This is a genomic window from Caulobacter sp. 73W (genome assembly GCF_041021955.1).
Lineage (GTDB): Bacteria > Pseudomonadota > Alphaproteobacteria > Caulobacterales > Caulobacteraceae > Caulobacter.
Window position 1 is genome coordinate 3,506,335 of the sequence record NZ_CP158375.1, and the last position, 25,737, is coordinate 3,532,071.

At 69.5% G+C, this 25,737-nt stretch carries 19 protein-coding genes; 12 read left to right on the forward strand and 7 right to left on the reverse strand.

The genetic code is table 11. The features are described from left to right. Nucleotides 1–66 precede the first annotated feature (66 nt). Nucleotides 67–951, reverse strand: a complete 885-nt coding sequence (locus tag ABOZ73_RS16735) for a GyrI-like domain-containing protein (RefSeq protein ID WP_369059251.1) — start codon at nt 949–951, stop codon at nt 67–69. A gap of 190 nt (nt 952–1,141) precedes the next feature. Here ABOZ73_RS16735 and ABOZ73_RS16740 point away from each other — a divergent pair, with 190 nt between their 5' ends. After that, the gene (locus tag ABOZ73_RS16740) at nt 1,142–1,801 is read left to right on the forward strand and encodes an RpiB/LacA/LacB family sugar-phosphate isomerase (RefSeq protein WP_369059252.1); all 660 of its coding nucleotides are present in this window, start codon (nt 1,142–1,144) and stop codon (nt 1,799–1,801) included. A gap of 21 nt (nt 1,802–1,822) precedes the next feature. On the opposite strand, the gene nagA is transcribed toward ABOZ73_RS16740, so the two are convergent. Genes nagA through ABOZ73_RS16755 form a run of 3 tightly spaced genes read right to left on the reverse strand, consistent with a single transcriptional unit; the run spans nt 1,823 to nt 4,751 of the window. Further along, nucleotides 1,823–2,953, reverse strand: coding sequence for an N-acetylglucosamine-6-phosphate deacetylase (gene nagA / locus ABOZ73_RS16745; RefSeq protein WP_369059253.1), 1,131 nt, complete (start codon nt 2,951–2,953; stop codon nt 1,823–1,825). Then, nucleotides 2,953–3,960 carry an SIS domain-containing protein gene (locus ABOZ73_RS16750; protein ID WP_369062568.1) on the reverse strand — a complete coding sequence of 336 codons (1,008 nt, stop codon included), beginning with the start codon at nt 3,958–3,960 and terminating at the stop codon, nt 2,953–2,955. The genes nagA and ABOZ73_RS16750 overlap by 1 nt, the downstream gene beginning before the upstream one ends. A gap of 56 nt (nt 3,961–4,016) precedes the next feature. Next, the gene (locus ABOZ73_RS16755) at nt 4,017–4,751 is read right to left on the reverse strand and encodes a GntR family transcriptional regulator (protein WP_369059254.1); all 735 of its coding nucleotides are present in this window, start codon (nt 4,749–4,751) and stop codon (nt 4,017–4,019) included. Nucleotides 4,752–5,026: 275 nt separating this feature from the next. Here ABOZ73_RS16755 and ABOZ73_RS16760 point away from each other — a divergent pair, with 275 nt between their 5' ends. The 5 genes from ABOZ73_RS16760 (at nt 5,027) to ABOZ73_RS16780 (ending at nt 15,359) form a co-directional block, all read left to right on the forward strand. After that, nucleotides 5,027–7,645 carry a TonB-dependent receptor gene (locus tag ABOZ73_RS16760; protein ID WP_369059255.1) on the forward strand — a complete coding sequence of 873 codons (2,619 nt, stop codon included), beginning with the start codon at nt 5,027–5,029 and terminating at the stop codon, nt 7,643–7,645. Between the two features lie 164 nt (nt 7,646–7,809). Beyond that, nucleotides 7,810–10,068 (forward strand): family 20 glycosylhydrolase, encoded by a 2,259-nt coding sequence (locus tag ABOZ73_RS16765; protein WP_369059256.1) that lies wholly within the window; start codon nt 7,810–7,812, stop codon nt 10,066–10,068. Nucleotides 10,069–10,071: 3 nt separating this feature from the next. After that, nucleotides 10,072–12,588, forward strand: a complete 2,517-nt coding sequence (gene ptsP, locus ABOZ73_RS16770; protein WP_369059257.1) for a phosphoenolpyruvate--protein phosphotransferase — start codon at nt 10,072–10,074, stop codon at nt 12,586–12,588. Then, on the forward strand, nt 12,585–14,285 hold the full coding sequence (nagE, locus tag ABOZ73_RS16775; RefSeq protein ID WP_369059258.1) for an N-acetylglucosamine-specific PTS transporter subunit IIBC: 1,701 nt from the start codon (nt 12,585–12,587) through the stop codon (nt 14,283–14,285). The genes ptsP and nagE overlap by 4 nt, the downstream gene beginning before the upstream one ends. A gap of 3 nt (nt 14,286–14,288) precedes the next feature. Next, complete coding sequence (locus tag ABOZ73_RS16780; protein ID WP_369059259.1) at nt 14,289–15,359, forward strand: acyltransferase family protein; 1,071 nt, start codon at nt 14,289–14,291, stop codon at nt 15,357–15,359. Nucleotides 15,360–15,541: 182 nt separating this feature from the next. On the opposite strand, the gene ABOZ73_RS16785 is transcribed toward ABOZ73_RS16780, so the two are convergent. Beyond that, nucleotides 15,542–17,245, reverse strand: a complete 1,704-nt coding sequence (locus ABOZ73_RS16785) for a sulfotransferase (RefSeq protein ID WP_369059260.1) — start codon at nt 17,243–17,245, stop codon at nt 15,542–15,544. Between the two features lie 473 nt (nt 17,246–17,718). On the opposite strand from ABOZ73_RS16785, the gene cysT reads away from it, so the two are divergent. The 3 genes from cysT to ABOZ73_RS16800 are packed head-to-tail and all read left to right on the forward strand — an operon-like array spanning nt 17,719 to nt 20,380. Next, nucleotides 17,719–18,498 (forward strand): sulfate ABC transporter permease subunit CysT, encoded by a 780-nt coding sequence (cysT, locus tag ABOZ73_RS16790; protein WP_369062569.1) that lies wholly within the window; start codon nt 17,719–17,721, stop codon nt 18,496–18,498. Next, nucleotides 18,495–19,337, forward strand: coding sequence for a sulfate ABC transporter permease subunit CysW (gene cysW / locus ABOZ73_RS16795; protein WP_369059261.1), 843 nt, complete (start codon nt 18,495–18,497; stop codon nt 19,335–19,337). The genes cysT and cysW overlap by 4 nt, the downstream gene beginning before the upstream one ends. 14 nt (nt 19,338–19,351) lie before the next feature. Further along, entirely contained in the window at nt 19,352–20,380 is a 1,029-nt protein-coding gene (locus tag ABOZ73_RS16800) for a sulfate/molybdate ABC transporter ATP-binding protein (protein WP_369059262.1), read from the forward strand. Here the strand turns inward: ABOZ73_RS16800 and ABOZ73_RS16805 are convergent. Next, on the reverse strand, nt 20,377–22,164 hold the full coding sequence (locus ABOZ73_RS16805; RefSeq protein ID WP_369059263.1) for an ATP-binding protein: 1,788 nt from the start codon (nt 22,162–22,164) through the stop codon (nt 20,377–20,379). The two genes, ABOZ73_RS16800 and ABOZ73_RS16805, sit on opposite strands and share 4 nt — an antisense overlap. Nucleotides 22,165–22,324: 160 nt before the next feature. Here ABOZ73_RS16805 and ABOZ73_RS16810 point away from each other — a divergent pair, with 160 nt between their 5' ends. Then, entirely contained in the window at nt 22,325–23,470 is a 1,146-nt protein-coding gene (locus ABOZ73_RS16810; RefSeq protein WP_369059264.1) for a DUF2336 domain-containing protein, read from the forward strand. Between the two features lie 62 nt (nt 23,471–23,532). On the opposite strand, the gene ABOZ73_RS16815 is transcribed toward ABOZ73_RS16810, so the two are convergent. Continuing rightward, nucleotides 23,533–23,955 carry a hypothetical protein gene (locus tag ABOZ73_RS16815; RefSeq protein WP_369059265.1) on the reverse strand — a complete coding sequence of 141 codons (423 nt, stop codon included), beginning with the start codon at nt 23,953–23,955 and terminating at the stop codon, nt 23,533–23,535. A gap of 163 nt (nt 23,956–24,118) precedes the next feature. Between ABOZ73_RS16815 and ABOZ73_RS16820 the strand changes: the two genes are divergently transcribed. Together ABOZ73_RS16820 and ABOZ73_RS16825 are read left to right on the forward strand one after the other, a co-directional pair. After that, the gene (locus tag ABOZ73_RS16820) at nt 24,119–24,478 is read left to right on the forward strand and encodes a helix-turn-helix domain-containing protein (protein WP_369059266.1); all 360 of its coding nucleotides are present in this window, start codon (nt 24,119–24,121) and stop codon (nt 24,476–24,478) included. Nucleotides 24,479–24,491: 13 nt separating this feature from the next. Next, entirely contained in the window at nt 24,492–25,730 is a 1,239-nt protein-coding gene (locus ABOZ73_RS16825; RefSeq protein ID WP_369059267.1) for a hypothetical protein, read from the forward strand. Nucleotides 25,731–25,737 lie beyond the last annotated feature (7 nt).

Genomic DNA, 25,737 nt, shown 5'->3' on the forward strand with positions numbered 1-25,737 from the left:
CCCGCTTTTCGAATATCACCGGATTCCGAGTCGGAAACCCGCAGTTTTTGCGGTGATCTGTTCGGATCAGCGCAGCGGCAGGAAGAGGTCGGTCACCGCTTCGCCCTCGGGCACGTCGGGGAAGAAGGTGACGCGTTGGGCGAAGAGGGGGAAGTCGCGAAGCTCCTCGCCGCTGCGGGGCAGCCAGTCGGCGTAGAGGAACTGGGCGGCGGGGCGCAGGTCGTCGCCGGAACCGGTCTGCCGGACGACGGCGCAGCGGCCGCGGGGAATGCGGTCGGCGACGACGCCGTGGGGATTGTCCGGGACCGGCAGGGAGGTGGCGGCGCAGAGATCAAGGCGATAGTCGCCCGGCTCGGTCGTCTCAGGGTCCACGGGCAGGATGTTGAAGGTGGCGCTGAGGCGCGGCGGCAGGCCGGCCTCCCGGCGCCAAGCGATGAAACGGCGGATCGTGTCCCCGAGCTTCGCGGGATCGCCGTGTTGGCTGAGACGCGCGACTGGGGTTTCGGGGAAGTCGATGATGCGGACGTCCGCGTCGGTGAAGGCGTGGGTCATGATCTTGCTCCTGGCTTGAACCAGCGGCGCTTGGGCCGCGTGCCAGGGGCTCCAGTCCGGCTGCCTCCGAAAGGCGCTGGGGGATTGGCCCACGCGCTGCCGGAAGGCGCGGGCGAAGGCCTCGGGTCCCGCATAGCCGCAGTCCAGGGCGATCTGGAGGATCGGGTCCTTGGGACGGTAGGCGAGGCGGGAGGCTGCGCGCTTCAGGCGGGCCAACTGGACGTAGCGTCCAAGGCTGAGCCCCAACAGGGCGGAGAACTGCCGGTGGAAGTGATGAGGCGAGAAAGCCGCCACGCCGCTGAGCGTCTCCAGATCGAGGTCGCCGTCGAGGTTGCGGTCGATGTGGTCGAGCACCCGTTGCAGGCGGGCGTGGTAGGGGCTTTCGTTCATCACGGCCATTGTGGAGCTCCTTGGCGGAGGCACCAATGCCCTTCAGCGGGCTGGCGGGCCTGACCAGGATTGCTTTGTTGGCGTCGCGCGCAAGTGACGCAGCGGCAGGAGTTGGTTGACGAACTAGTCCGGTTCAGGGATCACGGGCCGGACGTCGTGGCGGCGCCTCCCCGTCCGCCATCTCCCGAAAGGAAGACCCATGAAAATCGCTCTGATCACCGAAAACAGCCAGGCCGCCAAGAACGAGATCATCCACACGGCGCTGACCGCCGTGGCGGAGCCGCTGGGCCACCAGGTGTTCAACTACGGCATGTACTCGGCCGAGGATAAGGCCTCGCTGACCTACGTGATGAACGGCATCCTGGCCGGCATCCTGCTGAACTCGAAGGCCGCCGACTTCGTCGTCACCGGCTGCGGCACGGGCATGGGCGCCATGCTGGCCTGCAACTCCATGCCGGGCGTGTTCTGCGGCCTGGTCATCGACCCGACCGACGCCTTCCTGTTCGGCCAGATCAACGACGGCAACGCCATCTCGATGCCCTACGCCAAGGGCTTCGGCTGGGCGGCCGAGCTGAACCTGCAGGACGTCTACCGCAAGCTGTTCGAAGGCGAGCGCGGCCTGGGCTACCCCAAGGAACGCGCCGAGATCATGGCCAAGAACCGCGGCATCCTGAAGACCGTGAAGGCCGCGACCTGCAAGGACATGGTTTCGGCCCTGAAGGCCCTGGACCAGGACCTGGTGAAGGCGGCCATCGCCGGCGAGAAGTTCCAGGAGTACTTCTTCGCCAACGCCCAGGACGAAGAAATCCGCGACTACATCAAGGGCCTGACCGACGCCCGCGTTCTCGAGAACGCCTGAGCATCGAATCCGGCCTAGCGATCAGCGGCGAGGCTCGCCGCTGATCCAGGTCTCGATGACATTCAACTGATCGTCGGCGACCACCAGGTCGGCGCGGAGGCCGGGGGCGATGCTCCCGGCCTCTTTTTCGATTCCGAGGAAGGCGGCGGGGCTGCGGGCGGCCATGTTGGCGGCCTGGGCCAGGGTGAGGCCGGTCATGGACATGGCGTTGCGCACGGCGCCGGCCATGTCGAGATCGGAGCCGGCCAGGGTGCCGTCGGGGCCGACGCAGACGCCGTTCGCCACGGTGATCTCGCGACCCTGGAGGTTGAAGGTCTTGGGGCCGCCCACGGTGGGCATGGCGTCCGAGACCAGCATGAAGCGGTCCAGCGGCCGGCTGGCCAGGGCGATGCGCAGGGTGGCGGGGTGGATGTGCGCCCCGTCGATGATGATCCCGCACCAGGCGTCGCTTTCCAACGCGGCGCCGACCACGCCGGGGGCGCGGCTGGTGAGCGGCGACATGGCGTTGAACAGGTGGGTGACCCCGGTGGCGCCGCTGCGCAAGGCCTTGGCCGCCGTGTCGTAGTCGGCGTTGGTGTGGCCTGCGGCGACGATGACGCCGGCGTCGGCCAGGCGGCGGATGGCCTCGGGCGTGGTCTTTTCCGGCGCCAAGGTGACCAGGGTGCGGCCGCGCTTCAGCGAGGTGAGCAAGGCGAAGGCGGCGTCGTCCAGCACGCGGAACTTGGAGGCGTCGTGGATGCCCTTGCGCTCGGCGTTGAGGAACGGCCCCTCGATATGGATGCCCAGCACGCCGGGAACGCCCTGTTCGATGGCGGCGTCCGTGGCGGCGATGGCCTCGGCGATCACCGACAGGTCGTCGCTGATCAGGGTCGGCAGGAAACCGGTGGTGCCATAGGCGCGGTGGGCGGCGCCGATGGCGGCGATGGTCTCCACCGTCGGGGCGTCGTTGAACAGCACGCCGCCGCCGCCGTTGACCTGGGTGTCGATGAAGCCGGGCAGCAGCAGGGCGCCGCCCAGGTCGCGGGTCTCGTCGGCCCGTGCTTCGGCGGCGGGCAGGACGGCGGCGATGCGCCCGCCCTCGACCACGACGGCGACGCCTTCGACCACGGCGTCACCGAGCAGGACGCGGCCATTGACCAGTGCGACGGACATCAGACGGTTTCGGTCACTTTGCGCAGGTGGGGGGGCTGATCGGGGTCATAGCCTCGCGCGACCGACAGGGCGTTGGCCATACGGTAAAAACTCTGGATGGCGAGGGCGGGCTGCAGCACCGGGTGCGCGGCCAAGGCGGGCAGGGCGCCGGGGCCGGTCGCCTCCAGGTCGGCGAACAGCAGCTGGGCGCCGCGGGCCTTCAGCCCCTCGGCCAGGGTCAGGACGCTGTCGCGGGTCTCGTCGTCCTGGCTGAAGGCGAGGACGGGGAAGCCGGTCTGCACCAGGGCCAGGGGACCGTGCATGACCTCGGCGGCGGAGAAGGCCTCGGCGTGCAGGCCGCAGGTCTCCTTGAACTTCAGGGCCGCTTCCTGGGCGGCGGCGAAGCCAAGGCCGCGGGCGACGACGTAAAGGTTGGTGGCGTCCTTCAGGCGATCCACCGCCTCGCTCCAGTCCTGGCGCCATGCTTCGGCCAGCAGGACGGGCAGGGTGTGGAGGGCGGCGGAAAGCTCCGCGTCCTCGGTCCACTCGGCGGTCAGGTGCGCCAGGGCGGAGAGGGTGCAGAGATAGGACTTGGTGGCCGCGACGCTGATCTCCGGCCCGGCGTGCAGGGGCACAAAGGCGTCGGCCAGGGCGGCCAGGGGCGAGGATGCGTCATTGACCAGGGCGACCACGAAGGCGCCGCCGGCCTTGGCCGCCTCGACCGAGGCCAGCAGGTCCGGGCTGCGGCCCGACTGGGAGATGGCGAGATAGAGCACGTCTTCCAGGTCGGCGCTGGCGCCATAGACCGAAGCCGTGGACAGGGCGGCGGACGAGGTGATGACGCCGACGCGGGTCTCGAACAGGTATTTCGCGAAGGTGGCCGCGTGGTCGGAGCTGCCGCGGGCGCAGGTGACCACGGCGCGGGGCTTCATGGCGCGCAGCTTTTCGCCGAGCTGGGCGACCGCCTGGGCGTTGGCGTCCAGCTGACGCTTCACGGCGGTCGAAGCCTCGGCGGCTTCGGCGAACATCCGGGTGGCTTCAGGCGAGGCCGAACGGGTCAAGACAGTCTCCAGCACGCGATTACTTAAAGGGTCAGCTCGGCCACGAAGTCGTAGGCGTCGCCGCGATAGAACGATTGGGTGATCTCGACGGTCCGTCCGTCGGCCAGGAAGCCGCGACGCTCGATCAGCAGGGCCGGGTCGCGGGGCGACAGGCCCATCAGCTCGGCCTGGTCGGTGGTCAGCAGCACCGCGCGCAGCCGCTGCAGGGCGCGGGCGGGGCGGTGGCCCGTCTTTTCCAGAGCCTCGTAGAGCGAGGTCTTCACCGTCTCCAGCGACGGCAGGGCGAAGGCCGGGATGGTGGCGTACTCCAGCGCCATGGGGGCGGCGTCGGCGTAACGGATGCGGTGGAAGCGATAGACCGCCGCGCCGGGGCTGAGGCCCAGGGTCAGGGACTCCTCGGGAGTCACCGTGCCTTCCGACCGGTTGAGCCAGACGCTGTGCGGGACGCGACCGCGGGAGATCATGTCCTCGGAGAAGGACGAGATCTTGGAGAAGCTTTTTTCCACGCGCGCGGCGACGAAGGTGCCGGCGCCCTGGCGGCGGGTCAGCAGTCCCTCATTGACCAGACCGTCCAGCGCCTTGCGCACGGTGATGCGCGAGACGGCGAACTCCTCGGCCAGGTCGCGCTCGGCCGGCAGGGCGTCGTCGGGCGACAGGACCTTGGTCTTGATGGCGTCGCGCAGGGCGCGCTGGAGCTGCCTATAGAGCGGCGCGTGGTCGGCTTCGTCCAGGCGGCCGATGCGGTCTGCAAACGTCATGTGCGCCCCTTCCTGGTTCGAATCCTAAAGCCAGCCCCGGCTTGGTGAATAGCCACCTGACCACTTTAGTACCAATTTGTCGAGTGGGTTTGATTGGTAATATTTTGGGCTTGCCAACAGTTATTTTTCCTTCACAGTCCTCGTCCGAGACCATTGTTGCGGCCAATTGCGGCGGGGGACGTCGCGCATTGGTATCCTATTGGGCTTAGGTCGGCTCCGGGGCTTGATCCCCGGCGAAGAGGGGAGAAGCCGGATGAACTCTTAAGAAGGCACTGTTGGCCACATCGGCCGGGATGATCGCGATGATGGCCGCCGCGCCGTCGTTCGCGCAGGACACGTCCGTCGACGAAGTGATCGTCACGGGCATCCGCGCCTCTCTGCAGGCGGCGATCGAGCAGAAGCGCAACGCGGACATGATCCAGGAGGTCGTGACCGCCCAGGACATCGGCAAGTTCCCGGACAAGAACATCGCCGACTCCCTGAGCCGCGTGACCGGCGTGAACGTGGTGACGGGCTCGGCCGCGGCCGGCGGCTTCGGCGAGAACGAGCGCGTCTCGATCCGCGGCACCGACCCGAACCTGAACCTGACCCTGATGAACGGCCACAACCTGGCGACGGGCGACTGGTTCGTCCTGGACCAGCAGAACGGCGGCCGTTCGTTCAACTATTCCATGCTGCCCGCCGAACTGGTCGGCACCCTGGAAGTGTACAAGAGCTCGCAGGCGGACCTGCCGGAAGGCGGCGTCGGCGGCACGGTCAACGTGCACACCCGCAAGCCGCTCGATCTGCCGAGCATGACCTTCAACGCCACGGCCCAGGGTGTGTACGCCCAGCGTGCCGACAAGTTCGACCCGCAGGTCTCGGCCCTGGCGAGCTGGAAGGACGACACCGGCAGCCTGGGCGTGCTGGTCGCGGGCTTCTACCAGAAGCGCCACCTGCGCCGCGATGGCCAGGAAATCCTCGGCTACAACGAGATCGCCAACTTCCGCGGCACCGGCCAGACGGTCCTGGCGCCGGCCCTGATCGGCAACGCCTATTTCCAGCAGACCCGCGTCCGCAAGGGCGGCAACATCGTCGCCCAGTGGAAGCCCAACGAGAAGCTGGAGCTCGAGCTGTCGGGTCTCTACACCCGCATGGACGCCGACAACGTCAACGCCAACAACATGGCGTGGGTGTCGCGCCTGCTGAACACCAACTCCACCGTCGGCAGCCCCGACGACGCCCTCAGCAGCTACACCATCAGCAACGGGGTCCTGACCTCGGCCACCTGGGCGCCGACCACGGCGGGCGGCGGTCTGGTGCAGGGCCGCGTGCAGGACGACATCTTCCGCGAAGCCTATTCGTCGACCTGGGTCATCAATCTGGACGGCAAGTACGAGGTCAACGACAACCTGACCCTGTCGGGCCAGGTCGGCTACACCGAGGGCAAGGGCGTCACCAAGGACACCTACGCCTGGGAGACCCTGTGGAACACGGGCATGAGCTATACGCTCGGCTCGCCGATCACCTCGGTCACCTATACGGGCATGCCGAGTGACCCGACGGCTCCGGCCTATCTGAACAACCTCTACAGCTGGTCGTGGGGCGGCCGTCAGGTCAGCCCGGACGAGGAGTTCTACGTCAAGGGCGACGCCGAATGGCGTCTCGACAGCGGCGTGTTCCAGAGCCTGAACTTCGGCGCGCGTTTCACCGACCACACCCGCGAAGGCAACTACACCGCCTATAGCTGGGGCGGTAACGGCAATGCGGCGACGCCGGGCCTCGGCGCGGTCTATGACGGCGACAGCACGCCGAGCAACTACGGCTCGGGCGTCGGCGGCCTGCAGGGCTACACCATCTCCGACATGGGCAAGGTGCGGGCGTTCCTGGACGGCAACAACGGCGGCCGCCGCTTCGCCTTCTATCCGCCGCAGAGCTTCTCGGTTCAGGAGAAGACCAGCGCCCTGTACGGCATGGTCAAGCTGAAGGGCGAGCGCTGGCGGGGCAATGTCGGCCTGCGCGCGGTCCGCACCGAAGCCGACACCACCCAATACTCGTCCACCGCCTCTAACCTGACGATCACCAACCAGTTCGGCAGCTGGGGCGAAGTGAACAACAGCCGCGACTATTGGGATGTTCTGCCCAGCGCCAACCTGACGGTGGACGCCACGGACGACGTCCTGCTGCGCTTCTCCGCCGCGAAGGTGATGGCGCGTCCGGGCTATGCCCAGCTGGCCAGCTCGCTGAGCCTGAACGAACTGGCCCTGACCGGCACCGCCGGCGGCAACCCGGACCTGGATCCGTTCCGCGCCTGGCAGTTCAACGCGGTCGGCGAGTGGTACTACGCCCCCGAGGCCCTGCTGTCGGTCGGCGTGTTCTATCTGGACATCGAGAGCTACATCACGAGCCAGACGTTCACGGCCTTCTACCGCACGCAGCAGAACCCGCAGGGCGCCAACTTCCGCATCACCGGTCCGGTGAACGGCGGCGGCGGCTCCAACCGCGGCTTCGAGGCCAGCCTGCAGCAGCCCATCGGCGGCGGCTTCGGCTTCCTGGTGAACTACACCTACGCCGACGCCAAGACCGACCTGGGCAAGCCGATCGATGGCAGCTCGAAGAACACCTACAACCTGACGGGCTACTTCGAGAACGACCTGATCAGCGCGCGGGTGGCCTACAACTTCCGGTCCAAGTTCAAGTCCGGCGTCGATCGCGGGACGGACATGTGGCAGGACGACATCTCGTCCCTGGACGCCTCGCTCATCGTCAACCTGACGGAGAACGTGGCCCTGAGCTTCGACGCCCAGAACCTGACCCGCGAGAAGCTCGTCTACTACGTGGGTGATCCGAGCGTTCCGCGCGCGATCTACGACAACGGCCGCGTGTTCTACGCCGGCGCCCGGTTCAAGTTCTGACTGAACGGAGCCCGGCTCCGGTCGGGCTCCGTGAGTTGATTACGGCGCGGCTTGCTTCAGGATCGACCCATGATCTTCAAGCCGCGCCGCCTTCAGTATCCCCAAGGTCTGCAACTGAAGCGGGGCGGCGCTCGCCGCTCCGCTCCTTTTTCGCGGGTTACGACATGCTGACCAGATTGCTTGCGCCAATCCTCGTTTCGGCGGCGTTCAGCGCCGTCGCCACCGCCGCCTTCGCGGCCCCCAACATCGTCCCGGCCCCGGCCGAGGTGATCTCCACCCGCAAGACCTATGAATGGAAGACCGGTAGCGGCATCGCCGTTCCGGCCGGCGACGAGGGCGCGCGGTTCGCGGCCCAGCAGCTGTCAGACCTGCTGAAGCGCGGTCGTGGGCTGAACGCGCCGCTGACGGCTCAGGCGGGCTCGGTCCGCCTCGTTCGCGCGCCAGGGATGGGCAAGGAAAGCTACGACCTGACCGTCGACGGGCGGGGCGCGACCATCACCGCCACCGACGACGCCGGCCTGCTGTACGGCGCCATGAGCCTTTGGCAGATGACCCAAGCGGCCCCGGGCAAGGGCTCGGCGGTGATCGAAGAAGTGCGCATCAAGGACGGCCCGCGCTTCGCGTGGCGTGGCCTGATGGTCGACAGCGCCCGCCACTTCCAGTCGGTCGAGTTCATCAAGACGATGATCGACCGCATGGCGGTCTACAAGTTCAACACCCTGCACTGGCACCTGGTGGACGATCAGGGCTGGCGCATCGAGATCAAGAAGTACCCCAAGCTGACCGAGGTCGGCGCCTGGCGCATTCCGGTGGGCGAGGCGGGCAAGGCCGGCAAGTACGGCGGCTTCTACACCCAGGACCAAATCCGCGAGGTCGTCGCCTACGCGGCCAAGCGCAACATCACCATCGTGCCCGAGATCGAGACGCCGGGTCACGCCCACGCGCCGATCGTCGCCTATCCGCAGCTGGGCTCGGCCCCGACGCCGCCGACGCAGACCTCGGGCGACTGGGGCGTGTTCCCGTACCTCTACAACACCGACGACAGCACCTTCGCCTTCCTGACGGACGTGCTGGACGAGGTGATGGCCCTGTTCCCGTCGACCTACATCCATGTGGGCGGCGACGAGGCGGTGAAGGACCAGTGGAAGGCCAATCCCGCGATCCAGGCCAAGATCAAGGAACTGGGCCTGAAGGACGAGCACGAGCTGCAGAGCTGGTTCATCCAGCGGCTGGGCAAGCACCTGTCTTCCAAGGGGCGCCGCCTGATCGGCTGGGACGAGATCCTGGAGGGCGGCCTGGCGCCGGACGCCACGGTGATGTCCTGGCGCGGGATCGACGGTGCGATCGCCGCCGCGCGGGCCGGGCACGACACGGTGCTGTCGCCGCATCCGACCCTGTATTTCGACAACCGCCAGAGCACGTCGCCGGACGAGGTTCCGGGGCGCGGGGCGGTGATCAGCCTGGCGGAGGTCTATGGCTTCAACCCGGCGCCGGACGCCCTGACCGAGGCCGAGCGCAAGCACGTGCTGGGCGTACAGGCGAACCTGTGGGCCGAGCACATGCGCAGCGAGGCGCGGGTGACCGCCCAGGCCTTCCCGCGCGCCGCGGCCTTGGCCGAGGTGGGCTGGACGCCGGAGAAGCGCCGCGACTGGAGCGATTTCGTCCAGCGCCTGCCGGGCGAACTGGCGCGGCAGAAGGCGCTGGGCATCGGCTACAACGCCGTGTCGCTGCAGGCCCAGGCGGTGGTGGATGCGTCGGCCGGCAAGCTGACCGCGACGCTCAAGTCGCCGTTGCCGGAGGTGGCGGTGCGCTATGCGGTGAACGGGCCGGTGACGGCCGCCTCGCCGGTCTATGACAAGCCGCTGACCCTGGCCGAAGGGGCGAAGCTGACGGCCACGACCTTCGTCGGCGACCAGCCGCTGGGCGCGCCGAAGACCTGGATGGCGACGTCGAAGGGCGCGCGCTTCCGCACCAGTCAGCAACTGAAGATGTGCAGCGACAAGCTGGTCCTGAACCTGGAGGACGACGCGCCGATCAAGGGAGAGCGCAAGCTGTTCCTGATCGACGTGATGGAGCCGTGCTGGGCCTGGAAGGACGTGGACCTGACGGGCGTGACGGGGATCGAGCTGTCCGTCGGGCAGGTCCCGTTCAACTTCCAGATCGGCGCGGCCAAGGACGAGATCAAGTTACGCCCGCCCGTCTCGCCCGCCGGCGAGTTCGAGGTTCGGGCCGGGGGCTGCGACGGGGCGGTGGTGGCGACCTTGCCGCTGGCCCCGGCCGTGAACAATCCGCAGGTGACCAGGCTGACCGCGCCGCTGGCGACGACGGCCGGGCGCAAGGACCTGTGCTTCACCTACACCGCGCGCGGCGTCGATCCCCTGTGGACCATCGACAGCGTGCGGCTCGTGACGTCGAAAGAGTAGCTTATGGCCGACCTCGTCCTCCTCGCGCCTCTCACGGGGTGGATCGCGCCGCTGGACGAAACGCCCGACCCGGTCTTCGCCGAGCGGATGATGGGCGACGGCGTGGCGATCGACCCGACCGACGGGGTGCTTCACGCGCCTTGCGATGGAGAGGTGGTCAACATCCACCGCGCCAGGCACGCGGTGACCGTCCGCTCGACGGATGGGGTCGAGGTGCTGATGCACCTGGGCCTAGAGACCGTGGCGCTGGAAGGCGAGGGCTTCACCATCCATGTGGCCGAGGGGCAGGCGGTGAAGGCGGCCCAGCCGCTGGTGACCTTCGACCTGGACCTGCTGGCCCAGCGCGCCAAGAGCCTGATCACCCCGGTGGTGGTGACCAATGGCGAGGCGTTCGCCATTTCGACCCGGCAGGTGAACCGCGAGATCGCGGCGGGCGAGCCGCTGATGGTCCTGCGCCGCGCGGGCGGTGAGACGACGGCGGAGGCCGCGCCCGGCGGGCCGGTCGCCAGCCGGGGTCTGATCGTGCCGCTGGCGCACGGGCTGCACGCCCGCCCGGCAGCGCGCATCGCCGCCGAGGCCAAGGGCTTCGAGGCCGAGGTGTTCATCAGCGCCCTGAACCGCCGGGCCAGCGCCCGCAGTCCGGTGGGCCTGATGTCCCTGGCCATCCGCCATGGCGACGCGATCACCGTCAGCGCCGAGGGCGCGGATGCGGAAGACGCGGTGTTCGCCGTGGCCAGTCTGATCGAGGGCGGCATGGGCGAAGCCGCCGCCGCGCCCGCGCCGGAACCTGTCGCGGCCCCGAAGCCGAAGCGTTCTGCCAAGCCGGTGGACGGGGCGCTGCGCGGGGTGACCGCCTCGCCGGGCCTGGCCATCGGCCGCGCCGTGCCGCTGGCCTCGCGCGAGATCGTGGTCGAGGAACGTGGGCACGGGGCGGAGCTGGAGGGGGACGCCCTGTCGGCGGCCCTGGCCTCCGTCCGGGCGCGGATCGAGGAGAGCGCGCAGAGCGGCGATGCGGCGCGGCGGGCGATCCTGTCGGCCCACGCGGCGTTTCTGGATGACCCGGAGCTGGTCGCCGCCGCGCGCCGCCTGACCGACGAGGGCAAGAGCGCGGGCTTCGCCTGGCGCAAGGCCGTGGGCGGCTATGTAGACGTGCTGAAAAGTCTGGGCGACCGGCGCATGGCCGAGCGGGTGGACGACCTGCTGGACCTGGAGCGTCAGGTGCTGCTGACCCTGGCGGGGGAGGATCCGGAGGGGGCGCTGGACCTGCCGCCGGACGCGATCCTGCTGGCCGACGAGATGCTGCCGTCGCAGCTGATGGCGCTGAAGCCGGGGCAGGCGGCGGGGTTCTGCACGTCGCGCGGCGGGCCGACCTCGCACGTGGCGATCCTGGCGGCGGCCATGGGCCTGCCGGCCATCGTGGCGGCGGGCGAGGAGGTGCTGTCGGTGGCCAAGGGCACGGCCCTGATCCTGGACGCCGACGCCGGACTGCTGCGCATCGCGCCGGACGCGCGGGCGCTGGAGTCGGCGCAGATGACCCTGGCCACGCGCCAGCAGCGCCGCGCGGCGGCCCAGGCGGCGGCGAAGGAAGCTTGTCGCATGGCCGACGGCACGCGGATCGAGGTGTTCGCCAATGTCGGCAGCCTGAAGGACGCCGAGGCGGCCCTGGCGGCGGGGGCGGAGGGCAGCGGCCTGCTGCGCACCGAGTTCCTGTTCCTGGAGCGCGACACCCCGCCGGACGAGGCGGAGCAGGCGCGGCAGTATCAGGACATCGCCTCGGCGCTGGAGGGGCGGCCGCTGGTGATCCGCACCCTGGACATCGGGGCCGACAAGCCGGCGCCCTACCTGCCCATGCCGGCGGAGGAGAACCCGGCCCTGGGCCTGCGCGGGGTGCGCATCGGGCTGTGGCGGCCGGCGATCCTGAAGACCCAGCTGCGGGCGATCCTGTCGGTGCGGCCGCTGGGCCAATGCAAGATCATGCTGCCCATGGTCAGCGGGGTGGACGAGCTGCGCGCCGTCCGCGCCCTGCTGGACGAGGTGAAGCGCGAGCTGGGCGTGACCGACAAGATCGAGCTGGGCGTGATGGTGGAGACCCCGGCGGCGGCGGTGATGGCCGACGTCCTGGCGGCGGAGGCGGATTTCCTGTCCATCGGCACCAATGACCTGACCCAGTACGTGCTGGCCATGGACCGGGGCAATCCGGAGCTGGCGGCGCGCGTCGATGCGCTCGATCCCGCCGTGCTGCGCCTGATCGCCCAGACCACGGCGGGGGCGAGCCAGCACGGGCGTTGGGTCGGCGTGTGCGGGGGCCTCGCCTCCGACCTCGCCGCGGCGCCGATCCTGATCGGGCTGGGGGTCACGGAGCTGTCGGCCACGGCGGCGGTCGTGCCGGAGCTGAAGGCCCTGATCCGCACCCTTGATCCCGCGAGCTGCCGCGCCCTGGCGGCCGAGGCCCTGAAGCGGGCCACGGCGCAGGACGTGCGGGGGCTCGCCAACCGATTTTCACCGGGAATGGCCGCATGAAGTCGCCGCTCGAAATCCTGCAGCCCCTGGGCCGGGCCCTGATGCTGCCCATCGCGGTCCTGCCGATCGCGGGGCTGCTGCTGCGGCTGGGTCAGCCGGACCTGTTGGACATCCCGTTCGTGGCGGCGGCGGGGGACGCGATCTTCGCCAATCTCGGCCTGCTGTTCGCCATCGGCGTGGCCGTGGGGCTGGCGCGGGAGAACAACGGCGCGGCGGGGCTGGCCGGGGTGGTCGGCTTCCTGATCGCCACCGAGGGGGCCAAGGTGCTGCTGCACGTGCCGCCCGAGGTGACCGGGGACCTGGCGGTCGCGGCGTTCAAGGCCAAGGCCATCGCCAAGCTGGCGACGCCCATCGGCATCCTCAGCGGGGTGATGGGCGGGCTGTTCTACAACCGGTTCAGCGACATCAGGCTGCCGGAATACCTGGCCTTCTTCGGCGGTCGGCGGTTCGTGCCGATCATCACCGGCTTTGCGGGGCTGTTCGTGGCCCTGGTGATCGGACTTGGCTACGATGCGGTGAACGGCGGCATGGACGCTCTGAGCCGCGCCATCGTCGGATCGGGCGAGTTCGGGCTGTTCGTCTATGGCGCGCTGAACCGGCTGCTGATCGTCACCGGCCTGCACCACATCCTGAACAACATCGCCTGGTTCATCGTCGGCGACTTCAACGGCGTGACCGGCGACATCAAGCGCTTCTTCGCGGGCGATCCGACGGCGGGCGGGTTCCAGGCCGGGTTCTTCCCGGTGATGATGTTCGGCCTGCCGGCGGCGTGTCTGGCCATGTACCACGCGGCCCGGCCCGAGCGGCGCAAGGCGGTGGGCGGGATGCTGTTCTCCATGGCCCTGACCGCCTTCCTGACCGGGGTGACGGAGCCCATCGAGTTCAGCTTCATGTTCCTGGCCCCGGCGCTGTACGCGATCCACGCGGTGCTGACCGGCGCGGGCATGGCGGTGATGGATGTGCTGGGGGTGCGGCTGGGCTTCGGTTTCTCGGCCGGTCTGTTCGACTATGTGCTGAACTTCGGCAAGGCGACCAAGCCCCTGATGCTGCTGCCCATCGGGGCGGCCTATGCGGCGGTCTATTACTTCGCCTTCCGCTGGGCGATCGCCCGGTTCGACCTGAAGACGCCGGGGCGTGAGGCCGACGCCGAGATCGCCGCCCAGTCGGGCGCGGCCAGCACGGGCGGACGCGGGGCGGACTTCGTCGCGGCCCTGGGCGGGGCGGAGAACCTGGTGTCGGTGGACGCCTGCACCACGCGCCTGCGCCTGATCGTCAACAGCCAGAAGGGCGTGGACGAGGCGCGGCTGAAGGGCCTGGGCGCGCGCGGGATCGTGCGGCCTTCGGACAAGGCTTTGCAGGTGGTGCTGGGCCCCATCGCCGATCAGGTGGCGGGAGAGATCCGCGCGGCCGGCGGCGGCCAGGCCAAGGCGGGGCCGGCGGCGGTCGAGGTCGCGGCCAGGCCGGTGATCGAGATCGACGGCGCGCCGTGGCTGAGGGCCCTGGGCGGGGCGGACAACATCCGCGACCTGTCGGTGTGCTCCAGCCGTCTGCGGCTGCGGGTCGCCGACGAGGGGCGGGTGGATGAGGCGGCGTTGCGGCGGCTGGGCGCGCGGGGCTTCGCCCGTCCGGCGGGCGCGCTGCATGTGCTGATCGGACCCAAGGCCGGGGCGGTGGCCGCGGCGCTGAAGAAGGCCTGATCCGTGGCGGGGCGGCTGGTTTCGCTGGACGTGCTGCGCGGCCTGACGGTGGCCGGCATGATCCTCGTCAATTCAGCGGCTTATGTGCACTACGTGAACGGCTTTCCGGCCTATCCGGCGCTGATGCATTCCGCGTGGGCGGGGCTGACCCTGGCCGACTGGGTTTTCCCGGCGTTCCTGTTCATGGTCGGGGTTTCCGTGCCGATGGCGGCGCGGGGGCGGCCGCCGGGCATCGGCAAGATCCTGGCGCGGGCGGGGCGGCTGATCCTCGTCGGGCTGCTGCTGACCAACATGTACTGGCTGGCGGACCTGGACGCCTACGCCTTCCGGCCGTTCGGCGTGCTGCAGCGGATCGGGCTGGTCTATGGCGCGGTCGCCCTGCTGTTCATGGCGACAGGCTGGCGGACGCGGCTGGGGATCGCGGGGCAGATCCTGATCCTCTACTGGCCGCTGTGCCTGATCCCGTCGCCGGATGGGACGGCGACCGATATCTGGGCGCGCGGCTATGACTTCGTGGCCTGGTTCGACCGGGCCGTGCTGGGCGACCACGCCTATGTGAAGGGGCCGGCGGGCTATGATCCCGAAGGAATCTTGTCGACCCTGCCGGCGGTCGCCCAGGGGCTGATCGGCTGCCTGGTTGGCGAGTGGCTGTTGAAGCGGCCGGACAGGACCGGCGTCCTGGCACTGGCCGGCGCGGCGATGACGCTGGGCGGCCTTGGCTGGGGGCTGGTGTTCCCGGTGGTGAAGGACATCTGGACCAGCAGCTATGTGCTGCTGACCAGCGGCCTGACCCTGCTTGTGCTGTCGGCGTTGCATGTGCGGCTGGACGGGCGGGACGTCGGCCGGGGCTGGACCCTGGCGACGGCGTTCGGGGTCAATGCGATCGCCGCCTATGTGTTGCACTACCTGGCGTCGGTGGTGCTGGCGGCCGACGTGATGAAGCTGCCCTATGCCTGGGCGGCGCCCGCAATCGGTGGGCCGGCGGCGGCGCTGATCCCGGTGCTGATCTTCCTGGCCCTGAACTGGGCGGCGATGGCCTGGCTCCAGCGCAAGGGCTGGGTGATCAGGATATAAGTGAACCCTCTCCCTTGATGGGAGAGGGCAGGGTGAGGGTGACTGCTGAGGTTGTGCGTGCTTCGAGACGCGCTGTCGCGCTCCTCAGCATGACGAGCTTTGTAGCCAACTGAATTCGTCATCCTGAGGAGCGGCCGCAGGCCGCGTCTCGAAGGATGCATCCCATCGAGGGAGAAGGGGGATCAGTACCCCAACCCCTGGATCACCGACGCCAGGCGCTGGCCCACCGGGGCGAGGTCGGCGAAGTGGGCTTTCCAGCGGCCGATGGAGCGGTCGTTCAGCGGCTCGGTCACCTGGGCGTAGCTGGGCGTCGGGGCGAAGCGGCGGCTCTTGTGGAAGGCCATGCAGGCGGGGTCGAAGGGCAGGCCGATGTGGTCGAGCAGGCGGCGGGTCTCGATCTCCTGCCTGGCGACGAAATCCTCGTAGCGCAGCACGACCCCGACATCGTCCAGCTCACGTTCGTAGTGCGCGGTCAGGCCGGCCATGGCCTGGAAGTGGGCGGCGATGGTGTCGACGCGGAAGCCGCAGTTGAAGCCATGGGTCAGGTTGTTGGCCATCATCGACACGGTGACGTCCAGCGGGTGGCGGACCATGCGGATCACCGGGGCCTGGGGGAAGGCCATGCGGATCAGCGGCAGGTAGACGTCGTTGAGCGGCATCTTGTCGGTGAAGAAGGCCGCGCCCGGGCGGATGACGCCATAGCGGGCGGCGCGGGCCAGATAGTAGTCGCGCAGCATGTCGGCGACGTGCTGGTTGTCGGCGGTGGCGGCGTCCAGCAGGCGGGCGGGGAACACGTCGCCGCCCGGCAACAGGCGTTCCAGAAAACCGGGCATCTCGCTGACGAAGGGCAGCTCGCCGCCAGCCGCCACCTTGGGATGGCTGGACAGCATCTGCTCGATCATCGTGGTGCCCGAGCGCGGGAAGCCGAGGATGAAGATCGGCTGCGGCTGATCGGTCCGCCTGGACGATTTCGGCAGGCGGGCGAGGTTGGCGCGGGTGAAGACGGACTTCAGGGCGGCGAATTCACTGGCCACGGCGGCGTGGTCATAGGCGGCGCCGATCTCGGCGGCCAGGGCGGCCTTGGCCTCGACGAAGCCTGACCAGGCGTCGCGGGCGCGGCCCAGCCGGTCCAGCAGGCGGGCCCGCTCCAGCAGGGCGCCGCCGGCCAGGGGCTTGGGCGCGGCGTCGAGGAGGGCGAGGGCTTCCTCCGGCTTGTTCTGGCGGGCCAGATAGACGGCGCGGCGCAGACTGACGTCCTCGCCCGTGCGCTGGGCGGCGGCCTGGGCGCGGTCGAGCAGGGCCTGGGCCTTGTCCAGGTCGCCCCGCACCTCATGGACGCGGGACCAGTCGGCCAGGATGGCGACGTTTTCAGGGTCCAGCTGATGGGCCTGGGCGAAGAGCGGCTCGGCCTCGTCCACGCGGCCCTGTTGCAGCAGGTTGGCGGCGAGGTTGGCCAGGACGCCGGGGTGCGGGCCGGCGATCTCCAGCGCGCGGCGGGTGTGGTGTTCGGCGGCGGGCAGGTCGTTGCGCGCCGCCAGCAGCACGGCGAACAGGTTGTGCGCGTCGGGGTTTTCCGGATCGGCGCGCAGGGCGTCGCGGACGGAGGCTTCGGCTTCCGCCATGCGCCCGTGCTTGATCAGCAGGGTGACCAGATCGTCGTGGGCCCAGTCGGCGTCCGGCGCGATGGCGATGATCTGGCGAAGGGTCGCGGCGGCGGCGTCGATCTCGCCGCGCCCTTCCTGCACCAGGCGGCGGATCTCCAGGGCGTCCACGTCGCGCGGGTCGTTCATCAGCCGCGTTTCGGCGGCCCGTTCGGCGCCGGCCAGGTCGCCGCGGCCGATGGCTTCGCGGCCTTGCTGGACGAGGGGATTGGCGGCTGTCGACAAGCGGGCTCCGAGCGCGTTGCGTCCTTCGAGACGACCGCTGCGCGATCTCCTCAGGATGACGAACATAGGAGTAGCTGAAGTTTGTGGGGGTGAGGAAGCGATGCGGGGTTTCATCCCCTCTCCCCACGCGTGGGGAGAGGGTAAGGGTGAGGGGCTGCGGAGGTTCCTCCTGCCGGACCCTTGCCGGTCGAACCGCCGTCGCCCCCTCACCCAACCCTCTCCCCCGCACGCGGGGGAGAGGGGAGAGGAAGACCTTTTCCTCGGCTCCCGCCCAGAAAAACTTGATTGTCCAGCTTCGGGGTGGGGATTATCGGCGGACGAGGCTGGGCCAAGCCGCAACATGCGGCGGGGGCTGGCGTTATGACCGTGGACAGGACGCAGCCCGCCCTTTGACCAGCCCCTCGACCGCCTTCGCCGCACGACGACGGCCGCTGTTCCGGCGCAAGTCAGCCATTCCGGGTTTCGGCCTGACCATGGGCGTGACGCTGTCCGTGCTGTCGCTGGTGGTGCTGATCCCGCTGTCGGCGGTGGCCATCAAGGCGGCGGAGCTGTCGCCGGCCGAGTTTTTCGCGGCCGCCTTTTCCGAACGCGCCATCGCCGCCTATCGCCTGACCTTCGGCGCGGCCTTCGCGGCGGCGGTGATCAATGGGGTGTTCGGGGTGCTGACCGCCTGGGCGCTGGTCCGCTACGCGTTTCCCGGCAAGTCCGTCGTCAACGCCATGGTCGACCTGCCGTTCGCCCTGCCGACCGCGGTGGCGGGCATCGCCCTGGCGACCCTGTACGCGCCCAACGGCTGGATCGGGCAGTTCCTGACGCCCCTGGGCATCAAGGCCGCCTACAACCCGCTGGGCGTGGTGATCGCCCTGACCTTCATCGGTCTGCCCTTCGTGGTGCGGACCATCGAGCCGGTGCTGCGCGATCTGGCCGCCGATGTCGAAGAAGCCGCCGCCAGCCTGGGCGCCAGCCGCATCCAGACCGTGGCGCGGGTGGTGCTGCCGGCGCTGGGCCCGGCCTGGCTGACCGGCTTCGCCCTGGCGTTCGCGCGGGCGGTGGGCGAGTACGGCTCGGTGATCTTCATCGCCGGCAACATGCCGTACCGCTCCGAGATCGCGCCGCTGCTGATCATTATTCAGCTGGAGCAGTACGAGTACGCGGCGGCGGCGGCCATCGCGCTGGTCATGCTGCTGGTGTCGTTCGCCATGCTGTTCGTCATCAACGCCATCCAGGCCTGGTCGCGGAGGATCGAGGGATGAGGCGCGCGCGTCACCCGACCGAAGACCCGCTGTGGGCCAAGGTGCTGATCACCACCCTGGTGCTGGGCTTTCTGGCCCTGGTGCTGCTGCTGCCGCTGGCGGCGGTGTTCGCCGAGGCGTTCCGGCGTGGGGCCGGCGCGGTGATGGAGGCGGTGAGCAATCCCGACGCCATCGCGGCCATCAAGCTGACCCTGCTGACGGCGGCCATCGCGGTGCCGTTCAACGCGGTGTTCGGGCTGTGCGCCTCGTGGGCGGTGGCCAAGCACCAGTTCCCGGGCAAGAGCTTCCTGATCACCCTGATCGACCTGCCGTTCAGCGTGTCGCCGGTGGTGGCGGGCCTGATCTATGTGCTGGTGTTCGGGATGCAGGGCTGGTTCGGCGAGACGCTGATCGACCACGACATCAAGGTCATCTTCGCCGTGCCAGGGATCATCCTGGCGACGGTGTTCGTCACCTTTCCCTTCGTGGCGCGTGAGCTGATCCCGCTGATGCAGGAGCAGGGGACGTCGGAGGAGGAGGCGGCCATCTCGATGGGCGCGTCGGGCCTCTACACCTTCTGGCGGGTGACGGCGCCGAACGTGCGCTGGGGCCTGCTGTACGGCGTGCTGCTGTGCAACGCCCGCGCCATGGGCGAGTTCGGGGCGGTTTCGGTAGTCAGCGGGCATATCCGCGGCCTGACCAACACCATGCCTCTGCACGTCGAAATCCTGTACAACGAGTACGACTTCGTCGGCGCCTTCAGCGTCGCGGCCCTGCTGTGCCTGCTGGCCGTGGCGACCCTGGTGCTGAAGGGACTGCTCGAGATCGCCCAGCCCGCCGTGCGCGGCCGCGGCCACTGACCTCAAGGGTGTCCATGACCATCTCGATCCGCTCCGTCGACAAGCGCTTCGGCCGATACCCGGCGCTGAACGACGTCAGCCTTGAGATCGCCGACGGCGAACTGCTGGCCCTGCTGGGGCCGTCGGGCTCGGGCAAGACGACCCTGCTGCGGACCATCGCGGGGCTGGAGTTTCCGGACGCCGGCCAGGTGCTGTTCGGCGGCGAGGACGTGACCTACGCCAGCGCGGCCAAGCGCCGGGTGGGCTTCGTCTTCCAGCAGTACGCCCTGTTCAAGCACATGACCGTGGCGCGCAACGTCGCCTTCGGCCTAGACGTGCGCAAGGGCAAGGACAGGCCGAACAAGGCCGAGATCACCCGGCGCGTGGACGAGCTGCTGAAGCTGGTCGAGCTGGACGGCCTGGGCGGGCGCTATCCCTCGCAGCTGTCGGGCGGCCAGCGCCAGCGCGTGGCGCTGTCGCGGGCGCTGGCGGTGTCGCCCAGCGTGCTGCTGCTGGACGAGCCGTTCGGGGCGCTGGACGCCACGGTGCGCAAGTCGCTGCGCAAGGAGCTGCGGCGCATCCACGACGCCACCGGCGTGACCACCATCTTCGTCACCCACGACCAGGAGGAGGCCATGGGCCTCGCCGACCGGGTTGCGATCCTCAACGCCGGGGCCATCGAACAGGTGGGCGCGCCGGACGAGGTGCACGACAGCCCGGCCACGGCCTTCGTCTGCGGCTTCGTGGGCGACGCCAACCGCATCGAGGGCGCGGTGAAGGGCGGGGTGTTCGAGGGCGGCGGGGTGACCCTGCCGGCCAAGGGCGTCGCCGATGGTCCGGCCTGCGGCTTCGTGCGGCCCTATGACCTGACGCTGAGCGGCAAGGCTGGCTTCGACGCCGTGCTGCAACGGGTGGCGGTGCAGGGGGCGGTGGCCCAGCTCGAACTGCGCACGGCGGCCGGAACCCTCATAGAGGCGGTGACGGCGCGGGGCGAGGCCGCGGACCTGTCGGTCGGGCAGTCCCTGAAGGTCAGCGCCGCCAAGGCGCACGTCTTCCCGCTCTAGCCGGCGGCGCGCTGGGGTTCGGCGTCGGGCTTGCGGGGCTGGGTGACCTCGGCCACGGCGCGGGCGATGCCGGCCACGGTGACGGGCTTGCGCACGGCGGCGTCGGCGCCGGCGTCCATGCAGGCCTGGCTCTCTTCGTCATCCCCGCCGGTCACGGCGATGATCGGGGTCTTGCCGCGCAGCCCCGGCAGGCGGCGCACGGCGGCGGCGGTCTGCGCGCCGTCCAGATAGGGCATGCGCCCATCCAGCATCATCAGGTCGAAATCGCAGACCTCGGCCAGCTCCAGGGCGCGCCGGCCGTTCTGGGCGTGGACCACCTGGTGGCCCAGCTGTTCGAGGATGGCGCGCATCATGGCGGCGTTCAGGCCATCGTCCTCCGCGACCAGCACGCGCAGGCCGCGCACGGGGGCGGGGGTCTGCTCGGTCTCGGGCTGGTCTTCGATCACGGCGTGGGGGTCGTAGGGCAGTTCGACGGTGAAGCAGGAGCCGACGCCCAGCGCGCTCTGGGCCGACAGGCGGCCGCCCATCAGCTGGGCCAGCTGGCGCGACAGGGACAGGCCAAGGCCCGCGCCGGGAACGCCGGCGCCCGTGCGCTCCACCCGGCGGAAGGCCTCGAAGGCGTAGACCAGCTCGTCCGGCGACAGACCGGGTCCGGTGTCAGCGATGGCGAAGGTCACGCAGTCCGGACGCGGGCGGTCCAGGCGGACCTCGATCCGGCCTCGGCTGGTGTACTTGATGGCGTTGCTGATCAGGTTGGCGAGGATCTGGCGGGTGCGCAGGGCGTCGGCGATCACCGCGCCCGAACCGCGAACCTCCAGCTCCGGCGCGATGTGCAGGTTCAGCTCCAGCCCCTTGGCCGAGGCGTGGGCGCGTTCCAGCAGCACCAGGTCCTGCACCAGCCGGGTGGGGTCGAAGCGGCCCATCTCCACGGCCAGCAGGCCCTGGCCGGCGGTTTCTGAATCCAGGGTGACATTGAGCACGCCGACCAGGTCGCGGGCGGCGTCCAGGGCGGCGGAGAACTGCTCGCGGGTCGGGTGGGCGCGGCCCTCGCCGCCGACGGCGCCGGCCAGGACGTGGGTGACGCCGGTCAGGCCGTTGCGGATCTCGTGCGAAAGGGCGGCGACGATGTCGGACTTGGTCTGGGCGGCGGCCCTGGCGTCGGCGAGGGCGGCGGCGCGTTCGTCCAGCAGGCGCTCACGCTCGGCGGCCTGGAGAAACTGCCGGCGCAGCATGTGGTTGACAAGGACGCCCATGGTGATGGCCAGCATGGCCATGCCGCCGCTCAGGGCCGCCAGGCGCGCGCCGTCGGGGGCGGCGGTCAGGGTGATCGGGCCCAGCAGCAGGGCGACGGACGTCACGGTCAGGCCCGCCAGGCTGGGCGAGGCGAAGACCAGTGCGCAGACGCCGGAGCTCATGGCGATGAGGACCAGGGCGTCGCGGGCCGGGCCGGCGGCGTGGGCGAAGAGGATGATCTGCAGGGCGCTGACGGCCCAGAGGATGGTGGCGACCAGGTGCTTCAGCGCGCGGCTGCGCACGGAGATCCGCTCGCCCCGCAGGCTCTTCATCAGGCCGTAGAAGACGCCGCAGCCGGCGGTGTACAGGGCCAGGCCCAGCGCCATGTGACCTGGGTTTCGGGCGAAGCTGGCGGCGAGCGCCAGCAGGGGCACGAAGACCGCGAAGGTGATCAGGGCGTGACGGCGCGTGTCGCGACGCAGGTCGAGCGAAAGCAGGCGCGTGACGGTCGCGCCCGGTCCTGCCTCTGCTGTCTCGACGGTCGCCCGCAAGTGGTCCCCCCTCTGGAAAGCGGGGGAGACTAGTCCGAGGCGGTTCGAGAGATGTTACAGGACATCCTTAATCCCCAAGAGAAGATGGTGACCAAGCGTTAAGCATGCTCAGCCATCATTTCGAATCGAGAAACGCCGCAATTTGGGGACGATCGGGGGCATGTCGATGACGCGGGGCGCGCTGACCGACACGGATATCCGCATGCTTGTTAAGGGTGCGACCCCTGACGAGCGCGCGGCCGCCGCCCAAAAAATCTGCCGCAGCATCGAAACCGCCGAGCTGACCGACGAGGATCGCCTGCGGGCGCAGGACATCCTGCGGGTGATGGCGGGCGACGCCGCCGATCTGGTCCGCCGCGCCCTGGCCGTCACCCTGCGCGCCTCGGCCCTGGTGCCGCGCGACGTGGCCAACAAGCTGGCGCGCGACATCAACTCCATCGCCATCCCGATGCTGATGGAATCGCCGTCGTTCAGCGACGAGGACCTGGCCGAGATCATCCGCCTGGGCGACAGCGTGCGGCAGTCGGCGGTGGCCCGTCGCCCGACCCTGACGCCCAAGGTCACCGACGCTCTCGCCGTGCATGGGGACGCGGAGGTGGTGCGCACCGCCATCGCCAACGACAACGCCCAGTTCTCCGAAGGCGGACTGAAGACCGTGCTGAAGCGGTTCGAGGCCGCCGAGGCGGTGCTGACCGCCGTGGCCTATCGCCGGGTGCTGCCGCTGTCGGTGACCGAGCGGCTGGTGCGGATGGTCGGGGACAAACTCCGCGCCCACATCCTCGCCAACCACCCGCTGCCGGCGGACGTGGCCAACGACGTGGTCGAGCACACGCTGGAGCGGGCGACCGTCGATCTGGTCGATCAGGCCGGGCTGGCCGCCGACCTCAAGGATTTCGTCAAGCACCTGAACCGCAGCGACCGGCTGACGCCGTCCCTGCTGCTGCGCGGCTTGGCCCACGGGCATATGAGCTTCTTCGAGTGGGGGATGTCCGAGCTGTCGGGCATTCCACATCACCGCACCTGGCTGATGATCCACGACGCCGGGCCGCTGGGCCTGCGGGCGATCTATGAGCGCGCCGGGCTGCCGGTGCGCCAGTTCGGCGCCTTCCGGGCCGGGGTGGACGCCTATCATTCCCTGGAGATCGACGGCGTGCCGCAGGACCAGGAGCATTTCCAGCGCCGCATGCTGGAGCGTTTCCTGACCCAACCGCAGACGCCGAGCCGCGAGGACGCCGACTATCTGCTCGGCAAGCTGGATCGCCTGCGCAACAAGGACAAGGCGAAGGCCCTGGCCGGCGCGGCGTAAAAGAACGGAGCGCCGAAGCGCTCCGCCCCCCACCTGCGGGTCCGCGGACGGACCCGTTCGTATCAGAATGCGAAGGTGTGGAAGTCCATCGGGCCGAAGTTGATCCCGGCCAGATCGATGGTGGCCAGGTCCAGTTCGATGAACGAACCGGCCTCGGCGGTCGGGACCTGCCAGACATTGCTGCTGGTCGCCTGCAGCGTCACGAGCGAGTTGTTGGCGAGGATGGGGTCGCCCGACTTGAAGAGCTGGATGTTGCCGAAGTCCAGCGAGCCCAGCTTCGACAGGTCGATCGGAGCCAGCTTGAAGGTGACGCCGTCGATGACGACGCCTTCGGCGGGGAAGTTGTCGACCATCCACGAGATCGCGCTCAGATCGACGCCCAGCGTGGCCGGCTGGCCCAGGTTGACGCTGGTCATCGGTCCGAACTTGGACAGGTCGAAGGCCGGAGAGCCTTTCGAGCCATCGATGATGACGAAGTTACTCATTTTTTGATCCTCACTGCGGATTCAAAAGGAAAGGACGGTCCGTCCCGGGTTGCATGCGCGCAAGTACAGTAATATTGAAACTTGAAATTCATGTCAAACCTTGCGTAACTTTGATATCTGAACCGAGCGTGGCTATGGTGGGCGCTCGGGAGGGACGGAATTGATGGCGACGAGACGGGCCAGCGGTGGTGACGCCGAAGCGGCCACCCCAAAGAAAGGCGATGCGGCGCGGGTGGCGCGCAAGGCGGCCGGCCGTTGGCTGAGCGCCCAGCGGGAGGCGGCGGGCCTGACCCAGGCCGAGGTCGCCGAGCGGGTGGGGCTGCGCTACTACACCTTCGTCTCGCAGGTCGAAGGCGGCTATGGCCGCGTGCCGTCCGAGCATTTCGCCTCCTGGGCCAAGGCCCTGGGGCACGACCCCTACGCCTTCACCAAGGTGCTGCTGTCGCACTACGACCCCGACGTCTTCCGCCTGTTGTTCCCGGACGAGGCGCCGGCGCGCCAGACGGCCGCCGCGAAGTCCTAGGAGCCTGAGCGGGATGGGGGACGTCATACAGTTCGTGCGCGCCGCCGAGCGGGTCGGCGACTGGACCGCGCGCGAGAAGGCCGAGCTGCTGCGCCTGAGGGCGGAGCTGGCGCATACCGGGCTGCCGTTCGAAACGGCGTCAGGCGTCAGCGATGACGGCGCGCCGTGGTTCATCATCTTCCAGCCGGACAGCGACGAAGTGCTGGTCCACGTGGCGCGCATCAAGGGCGCGTTCGTGGCGCACCGCGTGGATCGCGACCTGGTGGGCGAGGGGGCGGACCTGCGCGCTCTGATCGAGCGCATGCTGAATGCGCCGGCCGAACGGGCGGCGGTCAATCGCCGCGATATGCCGTTGCCGCTGATCGTCCTGGCGGTTCTGGCGGTCGATTTCGTCATGGCGGTCCGCGACGCCGAGGCGTCGGTGGTGGAAGTGGGGCCGAAGTTCTCCGCCTCAGCCGAAGAGCCGGCGCCCCGCGAGGTCACAGCGACGCCGGAGGCCGCGCGCACCGCCGAGCGGGCCGAGGCGCATGTGCGGTCGATGGTCATGGCGGCGGCGTATCAGCCCTTGGCCGAAGCGCCGCGCGAGACGACGCCTTCCGTGCAGGAGACGCCGATCGCCAAGCCGGAGCCCGTGCAGCCGAAGGCGTTGAAGGCGGAGATCGCCGCGCCGGTGGCCGCCGAGCCGGCGGCCTCGCTACCGGTGGAGCAGACCAAGACCGATGGAGTGATCCTGATCGGCGGGCCGGGACCGGATCATCTGATCGGCGGCGCGGGGAACGACATCCTGCTGGGCGGCGACGGGGACGACATCCTCGAAGGCGGCGCCGGCGACGATTATCTGGACGGTGGCGCCGGCGCCAACCAGCTGATCGGCGGGGCCGGGAACGATACGCTCGTCGTCTCGGTCAGCGACACGGCCGAGGGCGGCGAGGGCGCGGACAGGTTCATCCTGACCAACGAACTGCTCGGCCACATCGAGAGCCGCGTGAGGCAGGGCGAGAATGTCCGCCTCAGCGAGTGGATCCTAGACTTCGACCTCGACGAGGGGGACGTGATCATGATGCCCAACGGCGTGGTGGTCGTGTCTTCCGCCGATACGCCGGTGTCGTGGAGCGCTCCCACGCTGACCGGGGAGCTTCAGCCGCCGCCACCCGAGGTGACCGTGCCCGCCGCCAACGACCTGGTGTTCAACCTGGTCGGAGGGCAGGTCGTGGTCAGTCTCGTCGGTGGCCTGGCGGACGCCGCGGGCTGAAATCGCC